We start from the raw sequence: 8,169 nt of genomic DNA on the forward strand, positions 1-8,169 counted from the left end.
CTAACTCATTTTTAGCGATTACCACCGCAGAGTTGACAGAACCGAAAATTTTACTTTGACTATGTTCTTCAAAAAATAATAAGAAGAAAAAGTTTCTCCCACACGTTCATTTTAATTTTTTAACTGTCTTGCTCTGTGTATCTTCCAGATTATTTCGTTCTTTTTTATAAATTTTTCACCCCCTTTACAGGTCTTTGTCCTCTCTACAAATTTATACTTTGTATTATACAATATAATTACGATTCAGTTTCAAGAGTCTCTAAAATTAAAAATGCTTCATTAAAAGACATTTAGGAGGAATGCTATGTTAAAACAACTAATGCTGAGTTTTGCTGTTTTGTTGGGTGTGCTTTGTTTGTCTGGTGCACCAAATCCTGCTTTTGCAGATGTAAGTAGCCAGTCTGCGATTGCTCAAAATCTTGATGAGAATGAGCAATTAACTGGAAGCTTCGTTTCCAAATACGATAACGCAATAGAATTAGATAACAATAAATTTGTTCTTGATGAAAGTCTTTTACCTGAAAATACTACTCAGGACGAAATTATTAAATTGAAAGCAATAATCAAAGAAAGTAATTCGTTCTTGAATCAACAATTTAAAAAAGTTTCTAAAGAAAATATAGTTAAAACAGATAATTCCGTTGTTTTTGCAGAAAGTGCTGCGGTTGCTCAACAAGAAGCAGGTGGTGTTCAGAACCAATCGAGAATTAAGTTTAAAGAAGGCAGTAATTATAGTCATACTTATTGGTGGGGGAAACGTGTAGGGGTTTCTCGTAGCAAAATTCGTCAAGTTTCTGGAGTAATCACTAGTTCGGCAGGTGTAGTTGCTGGAGTTTTGTATTTTATTCCTCATGCATATGCTAAGGCTGCTGCTGGTGCAATAGGAGCAGCAGCTGGAGCTTTGGGCTATCCTATGTCTAAGTTTCCGGGAGGAATTGTATTCAATACAACTCCAAATTATTCAGGTTCTCAAATTTAGGCTGTTGCTTTTCAATAACAAGGTGAAGTCATGAAAATATTTAAAATAATGCAATCTATAATTATAGTTATATGTACAGTGACTCTTATATATGGTTTAATAACTCATCAAAATGATTACAGCTATATTTTTACTTTAATTATTGCGATTGTTATGATTCCTGAGGGTCATAAACTTTATAAAGACATAAAACAAAAAAAGAGCCAACGTTAGCTGGAGCTTCTATAGAATAGAGTTGTACTTAAAAACCAAGAAGAATTTTTTATGTCTTTATCTGATCGTCTTTGGTATCCTTGTACTTCAAGGGCATGAATTATTAAAACAGAAAGAATTTGCAGAATAATAAACAAGCTCTATCCTTCAAGATAGAGCTTGTTTTTTTTAATATAATCAATAACAGATTGAGGCATGAGGTAAGCAGGTTCAATCCCTTCTTTAAACATCTTACGTAAAGAAGTACTGGAAACAGAAGAGAGGGGCAAGTCTAGCCACTGTACAGGATAAGGACTTTCGATAGGGGATGCTGAGCGTTGAACAGCAACAAACTGAACCAAGTCGAGTAAAGCTTCAATCTTGTACCATTTTGGAAGATATTCCACCATATCACTACCAATGATAAAATAAAAATCAGTATCTGGATAATCTTGAGTGAGGAGCTTCATCGTATCATAGGTATAGGATTTTCCGCCACGTTCTACCTCCCCGAGCTCAAGAGCCAAGCGGGGGTTATCCGTAATCGCTAGCTCCAGCATATTTACACGGTGTTCGGCTGAGATTGTTCTTTTCTCGTCAACATGTGGGGGAAGAGCTTCGGGCATGAGCCACACCTTGTCTAAGTCAAGACGTTGAGCGACTTGATCAGCCATCATCAGATGGGTAAAGTGGACTGGATTAAAGTTGCCGCCAAGAATTCCAATTTTATTTCTTTTTACTTTTTCTAACATTAGGATTGATAGCTCCTTTTTATTCTTCACATATTATAGCAAAAAAGCGGAAGATTAGAGCTGTACTAAAAGATTATAGGTTATCCTCTCTCCTTGGTTAAGTGATATTTCTAAATGAAATCAGTAAAAAATGAAAGCAATGTTCACTAAAGAATATTGCTTTCATTTACTTTATTGTTCCATATATCACTTTTGTGAAAATCAATTTTTTTAAGCTCAAATGATGAGTTTCAACAGCGTTGTTCGTATCTGCAGGATGGGATAGTGTTAGAACAATCTCCTCATGAAAAACCGCTGTGCAAGCGGTTTTGACTGCTTTTTTGTCTGTTTTAATTTGAAGGTTCACCTATTCAGATGCGATTATTTTTCATCTTTTTCAGATTTTTTCTTGCGTTTTTTAAGCAATGCGGCTGCGGTCAATGCTGCGACGCCAAGGGCTGCACCGTCTGTTAGGTCGCCAGTGCTTGGGAGATCTTCATCATCTGGCGCCGGTACATTTTCTGCATCAGCCACGAATTCCGTTGGAACTACCATATCTTTTTCCGCTACAATCGGTGTTGGATCCACCACATCTTCTTCCACCACAATCGGTGTTGGAATCACTGGTGGCTCTGGTTTTTCGGGCTTTTCAGCTTCATTTTCTTTTGGTGGATTTCCTAGCATATTCTCATCACTTGTAATATTTACTTTCAGAATACCATCATATCCTTCCACATTTAAAGTGTTTATTTCGGGAGTATTGATTTTGAAGCCAACCTCATGTAGCATTTCTGATGTCTCATTTGTCATCAAATCCTGTACATCTGATTCGATAAACTCAATCATACTTTTATCATGAAGCTCCTCAACCGTTGAAATTCGAGTGGCTTTCAGCACACCATTAGCAAGCAAGTGGTCATGGTCAAGCGTTGGACGTTCGCTGTGTTTACGCTCTAAGTGTTCCAGATTCACATAAATATCGTTCGCTGCCCAAGTCGTATCCTCATCGTAGACGAACAGTGTCAAGTTGAAGGTAATCAGTACCGAACGCTCCCCTTCCCCAGGATCCTCATCATAAACCATCGTCTCTTCCATCGGATAAATACCTGCTGGTAAAATGCCGTTTTCATCTCGTAAGGCACTCATTTTTACAAGATAGTTGTCCAGAGCAGGAGTGATGTCCAAATCAATCTCTTGGTCACCGGCATAAAGTAGCTCACCAATATTTTGATCAAGCGCTTCTCGAAGGCCTTCATCACTGATATCGTTTTTCACGGCAAAGTTATGAATGTCTTGCTCATAACGCACACCTCGTACCCATATCCCAGCGGCATTCCCTTCTGTTTTAGAAAGTTCCATGAGTTCCTCTGAGCTCACCACCTTTCCGTCCTCTTGACGAATCCAGCTGTTCATATAACCTGGGATTTCCCCTGGGAGGTTAGTGTCTTCAAGAACCGTCTTTGGTCCCAAAATCAAGGTTGTAAGATGATGGGTATTCGCCAACATATCTTTCCGACTTGCATAAGGTTTCACATAGTTTTCCATCCAGTTTTCAGAGGTCCATCCCTCAGCTGGAGTTACATTTGTAAACAAGGTGTCAAAACTTGAAAGGTCTAGGTATTCAACTGTTGAGTCTTGGAACATATTCTGGAAACTTACAGCACCTGTTGTGTCAAAACTTGACAAATCCAGACGTTTAACCTCTGTTTCTTGGAACATCTGACTAAACTGCTGAACTTTCGCAGTATTAAAGTTACTCAAATCTAATGTTTCAAAGGTACTACGCATAAACATTTGATTCATCATTTTTACCTTAGAGGTATCAAAATTACTAAAATCAAGTGTAGGTATGTGGTCTAGATTTCTAAACATTAAAGTCATTTGTACCACATTAGAAGTATTGAATTTACTCAAATCAATATTTGTCAACTTACTGCCGCTGACATACATATCAAACATCCAATCCATCGTCATAGCCGAAGCTCCAAAGTTCTCTGGCAGTATGACCTCTTCCAAATCACCAGCATCTTCAAACATACCAGTCATTTCTACCACTCTAGAAAAATCAAGCATACTCAAATCTAAAAATTGTACTCCAGATTCTTGAAACATATGATTAACACTTGTGGTTAAATTTAATGTGCTGAGTGTACTCAAATCAATGTGAGTCAAAGAGGGTGTCCAGCGGAACCAAGATTCGAAGTTTTTTGTAGCAGAAGTATCAAAATTTCCATTGAAATTAATCGTTGTGAGCTCTTCCAAACGCCAAAACAGTCCATAATGATTGACTGAAGCATAGGTTTTTCCTGTAAAGTTTATTTCTCGGATTGGACCGATAGTCTGTTCAAGGGTGTCAAAGTGCACGCCTCCACCAGTATTATAGGGAAGTTGGCCTCCTGTGATGTTCAAAATTCCACTTTCTGATACATACTCATAACTGATGCCAGACCAGACTCCTGTGACTGTCGGAGAGATTGCTATGGCTGTCGGAGCAATACCTACGTTTTGAACTGGAGTCTGAACTGATGTTTCGGAAAAATCTTGTACTTGTAGTGGCAGTTCTAGATTGACGCCAAATGTTTCAGTTGGTACAGCGCTCTCCTCGGCACCTGTTTCAAGCTCTTCAATTGCTGCGAGCTCTGGGATTTCTGTTGGCGTTGGTGCTTCGACGACCAGCTCGGTTTGGGGCTCACCGATGGCATCCGCTTTTTTAGCTAACACTTTTCCGCTCACTACAGCTGGATTGAGCAGAAGCGCGGATGTGGCGGTTGCTGTTTCGATTTTGTGAAGCCGAGCTTTGCGTTTGGCCTTTTGCTGGGATTTACGTTTTTCTTCATGTAAAGTTCTGTTTTTAGTCATAAAAACCTCTTTTCTTATTTTTTAATATTACATTAATCATTATCTCATGTTTTTCTATTTTTAAAAAATAATTTAATAAACAAAGAGACTTTTCGTCTTTGCTGTCCGATAGATCCAGCTTTTAGTGCTCCTATCATTTTGTGAATTTTTTGTGACTGTCAATTTATAAAAACTCAAAAATATGAGTTTTCACTGTGTTACCAGTGTTTCGTGGGTGTTATAGCTCAAAAACAGTAAAGCTGATTTTTTTCCCTCTATTATGGTGCTGGAATTTAGAAACGATATTTAAAAAAATAACCTGTTCCAATGATTAATATTCTGTAAAAGTGAAAAATATGCGATAAACTTAAGAGAAGAGGAGAGATGACAATACAATTTACTGTTAAATTTTGTTAAAATAGAGCTAGAATATAATTTGTCACTCATAAAAGGAGTTACCATGCCACTATATCCAGACGATAGTTTAACTTTACACACAGACCTTTATCAAATAAATATGATGCAGACCTACTGGGAACTGGGGCGTCATCAGCGTAATTCTGTTTTTGAAGTCTTTTTCCGTTCAATGCCTTTTGAAAACGGTTATGCTATTTTTGCAGGTCTGGAACGCATGGTTGACTACTTGAACAAGTTAAGATTTACAGAAACGGATATTTCTTACCTCCGTGATTTGGATTATCCTGAGGATTTTTTAGAGTATCTGGCGCAGCTTCGTTTTACAGGTACAGTCCGTTCTGTCCAAGAAGGAGAACTCGTTTTTGCCAACGAACCTTTGGTACAGATAGAAGGACCATTGGCTGAATGTCAGCTTATCGAAACGGCTGTTCTGAATATCATTAATTTCCAAACGCTGATTGCGACAAAGGCTTCACGTATTAAGTCTGTCATTGGGGATGACCCATTGCTTGAGTTTGGCACACGCCGAGCACAAGAAATGGATGCTGCCATCTGGGGGACGCGTGCGGCCTATATCGGAGGTGCAGATGCAACAAGTAATGTGCGTGCGGCTAAGATCTTTGGCATTAAACCGAGTGGGACACATGCTCATGCTTTAGTCCAGAGCTACGGCAACGATTATGAAGCCTTCAAGGCTTATGCTCAAACGCATAAAGATTGTGTCTTCCTTGTGGATACTTACGATACTTTGAACGTTGGTGTTCCGGCAGCCATTCGTGTGGCACGTGAATTTGGCGACAAAATCAACTTCCAAGGTGTGCGCATCGACTCAGGCGATATGGCTTACATCTCCAAAAAAGTACGTAAGCAATTAGACGAGGCTGGCTTTACCGAGGCTAAAATTTATGCTTCAAATGACCTAGATGAGGCAACTATCTTGAATTTGAAAATGCAAAGAGCGAAGATTGATGTCTGGGGTGTGGGGACCAAGCTTATCACAGCCTATGATCAGCCAGCGCTGGGTGCTGTCTATAAGCTCGTGTCAATGGAAGACGATCAGGGTGAAATGCAGGATACGATTAAGCTATCAAGCAATGCTGAAAAGGTTTCGACACCGGGTAAAAAACAAATATGGCGTATAACAAGAGAAAGTGATGGTAAATCTGAAGGAGACTATATCACATTTGATGATGAAAGACCAGACCAGCTTGATGAAATTTATATGTTTCATCCTGTACATACTTTCATCAATAAAAATGTACGCGACTTTAAGGCAAAATCCTTACTCAAAGAGATTTTTGTTAAGGGACAACAGGTCTATACTTTGCCAAGCTTAGAAGAAATCAAGAGCTTTGCTGCAGCAAACCTGACAGAGCTTTGGGATGAGTATAAGCGTAATCTCAATCCTCAGCCTTATCCTGTTGACTTGTCGCAAGAACTGTGGAACCATAAGATGCACCTCATCAGTCAAGTGCGCGCCAAAGTTTCTGAAATGAAAGTGGATTGATACTATGAGAATAAAAAATATTGAACTGGCTCATGCGGAGGCTTTTGGTCAATTACAAAAAGAAATCTATCAAGAAAACAAATTTATGCTGATTGAACCGGATGAGCAAAAAACGAAGCGACATGAGTTGGCCAATCAGATTGCTTCAACTGACTTTTTGATAGGGGCCGACAACGATCAAGGTGTGCTGGTTGCTTATCTCGCTGCCTTTCGTCAGGCCTATAGACGTGCACGGCATAGAGCTTCTATTGTTGTTGCCGTTCGTGCAGACTATCGTCGTCAAGGTATTGCGAGCCGCTTGTTTACTGAGCTTGAGGACTGGGCTCAAAATACAGGAGTTTCTCGTTTAGAGCTCACAGTCGCAGTGAATAATGCTGCAGCAATATCTTGTTATAAAACAAATGGTTTTATTATTGAAGGAGTACGTAGCCAGTCTCTTAAAATCAATGATGCATTGGTCGATGAATTTTATATGGCTAAAATTTTGGGGTGAATATGTCTTTACAAGAAAAAATTATCAAAGAGTTGGGAGTTAAACCCACTATAGATGCACAAGAGGAGATACGTAAGTCTATTGACTTTCTCAAAGATTATTTGAGGAAATACCCTTTTATTAAAACTTATGTTTTAGGCATATCTGGTGGTCAAGACTCGACTTTGGCGGGACGTCTGGGACAAATTGCCATGGAAGAAATGCGTGCCGAGACTGGAAATAAAGATTATAAGTTTGTTGCGGTTCGCTTACCCTATGGTGTGCAAGCAGATGAAGCAGATGCCCAAAGAGCTCTTGAATTTATCAAACCAGACGTTAGTTTGGTAGTAAATATTAAAGAGGCCGTTGATGCGCAAGTTAGGGCTTTAGAAGCAACAGGTGTGGAAATTTCTGACTTTAACAAGGGAAATATCAAAGCACGGCAACGTATGATTAGCCAATATGGCATTGCAGGTGGCATGCAAGGTGCTGTGCTAGGGACAGATCATGCAGCAGAGAATATCACAGGTTTCTACACAAAATTTGGTGATGGTGGTGCTGACCTGTTGCCGCTTTTCCGTCTCAATAAACGTCAGGGTAAAATGTTGCTCGCCGCTTTAGGCGCAGAACCTTCTCTTTATGAGAAAGTTCCTACAGCAGACTTGGAAGATGGCAAGCCCGGCTTGGCAGACGAAGTCGCTTTGGGTGTGACTTACGAGGATATTGACAACTATACAGAAGGTCGCTCAATCAGCCCCGAAGCACAAGAAAAAATCGAAAATTGGTATCTTAAAACGGAACACAAGCGTCACCTGCCCATTACCGTTTTTGATGATTTTTGGAAATAAGAATATAAGGTTCTGTATAATCTGTGGTGGTAGATGAAAATCTACCGCCATTTTTTGTAGGAAAAAAGCCATAGTAATCCGCTAAAATGAAGTTACCAATCACCATTTTTAGTTAGGATTCCTATGACTCATTCAGATTCTATCACACTTTTGCTGGACCTCAAAGCCTCAGACTTAGTTTTTCC

6 protein-coding genes are annotated in these 8,169 nt (G+C 39.3%); 4 read left to right on the forward strand and 2 right to left on the reverse strand.

Annotated features, from left to right (window positions below; all coding sequences use genetic code 11):
* The first annotated feature begins 304 nt into the window (after positions 1-304).
* The gene (locus ACGHCK_RS03950) at positions 305-979 is read left to right on the forward strand and encodes a hypothetical protein (RefSeq protein WP_251423691.1); all 675 of its coding nucleotides are present in this window, start codon (positions 305-307) and stop codon (positions 977-979) included.
* Between the two features lie 353 nt (positions 980-1,332).
* Here the strand turns inward: ACGHCK_RS03950 and ACGHCK_RS03955 are convergent, their stop codons facing one another.
* Together ACGHCK_RS03955 and ACGHCK_RS03960 are read right to left on the reverse strand one after the other, a co-directional pair.
* On the reverse strand, positions 1,333-1,923 hold the full coding sequence (locus ACGHCK_RS03955; RefSeq protein WP_202230231.1) for a nicotinate-nucleotide adenylyltransferase: 591 nt from the start codon (positions 1,921-1,923) through the stop codon (positions 1,333-1,335).
* Positions 1,924-2,283: 360 nt separating this feature from the next.
* On the reverse strand, positions 2,284-4,761 hold the full coding sequence (locus tag ACGHCK_RS03960) for a BspA family leucine-rich repeat surface protein (protein ID WP_271328378.1): 2,478 nt from the start codon (positions 4,759-4,761) through the stop codon (positions 2,284-2,286).
* A 439-nt stretch (positions 4,762-5,200) separates the two neighbouring features.
* Here ACGHCK_RS03960 and ACGHCK_RS03965 point away from each other — a divergent pair, with 439 nt between their 5' ends.
* Genes ACGHCK_RS03965 through nadE form a run of 3 tightly spaced genes read left to right on the forward strand, consistent with a single transcriptional unit; the run spans position 5,201 to position 7,984 of the window.
* Positions 5,201-6,664, forward strand: a complete 1,464-nt coding sequence (locus ACGHCK_RS03965) for a nicotinate phosphoribosyltransferase (RefSeq protein WP_251423697.1) — start codon at positions 5,201-5,203, stop codon at positions 6,662-6,664.
* A gap of 4 nt (positions 6,665-6,668) precedes the next feature.
* Entirely contained in the window at positions 6,669-7,157 is a 489-nt protein-coding gene (locus ACGHCK_RS03970) for a GNAT family N-acetyltransferase (protein WP_202230234.1), read from the forward strand.
* A gap of 2 nt (positions 7,158-7,159) precedes the next feature.
* A complete protein-coding gene (nadE, locus tag ACGHCK_RS03975) occupies positions 7,160-7,984 on the forward strand; it encodes an ammonia-dependent NAD(+) synthetase (RefSeq protein ID WP_202230235.1) in 825 nt (274 codons plus the stop codon).
* Positions 7,985-8,169: the final 185 nt, after the last annotated feature.

This window comes from Lactococcus muris, from assembly GCF_042849115.1.
GTDB lineage: Bacteria > Bacillota > Bacilli > Lactobacillales > Streptococcaceae > Lactococcus > Lactococcus muris.

Excerpts from the sequence above, each read along its gene's own strand:
- ACGHCK_RS03950 (WP_251423691.1), top strand. The coding sequence starts at position 305 with ATGTTAAAACAACTAATGCTGAGTTTTGCTGTTTTGTTGGGTGTGCTT.
- ACGHCK_RS03955 (WP_202230231.1), bottom strand. The coding sequence starts at position 1,923 with ATGTTAGAAAAAGTAAAAAGAAATAAAATTGGAATTCTTGGCGGCAAC.
- ACGHCK_RS03960 (WP_271328378.1), bottom strand. The coding sequence starts at position 4,761 with ATGACTAAAAACAGAACTTTACATGAAGAAAAACGTAAATCCCAGCAA.
- ACGHCK_RS03965 (WP_251423697.1), top strand. The coding sequence starts at position 5,201 with ATGCCACTATATCCAGACGATAGTTTAACTTTACACACAGACCTTTAT.
- ACGHCK_RS03970 (WP_202230234.1), top strand. The coding sequence starts at position 6,669 with ATGAGAATAAAAAATATTGAACTGGCTCATGCGGAGGCTTTTGGTCAA.
- nadE (WP_202230235.1), top strand. The coding sequence starts at position 7,160 with ATGTCTTTACAAGAAAAAATTATCAAAGAGTTGGGAGTTAAACCCACT.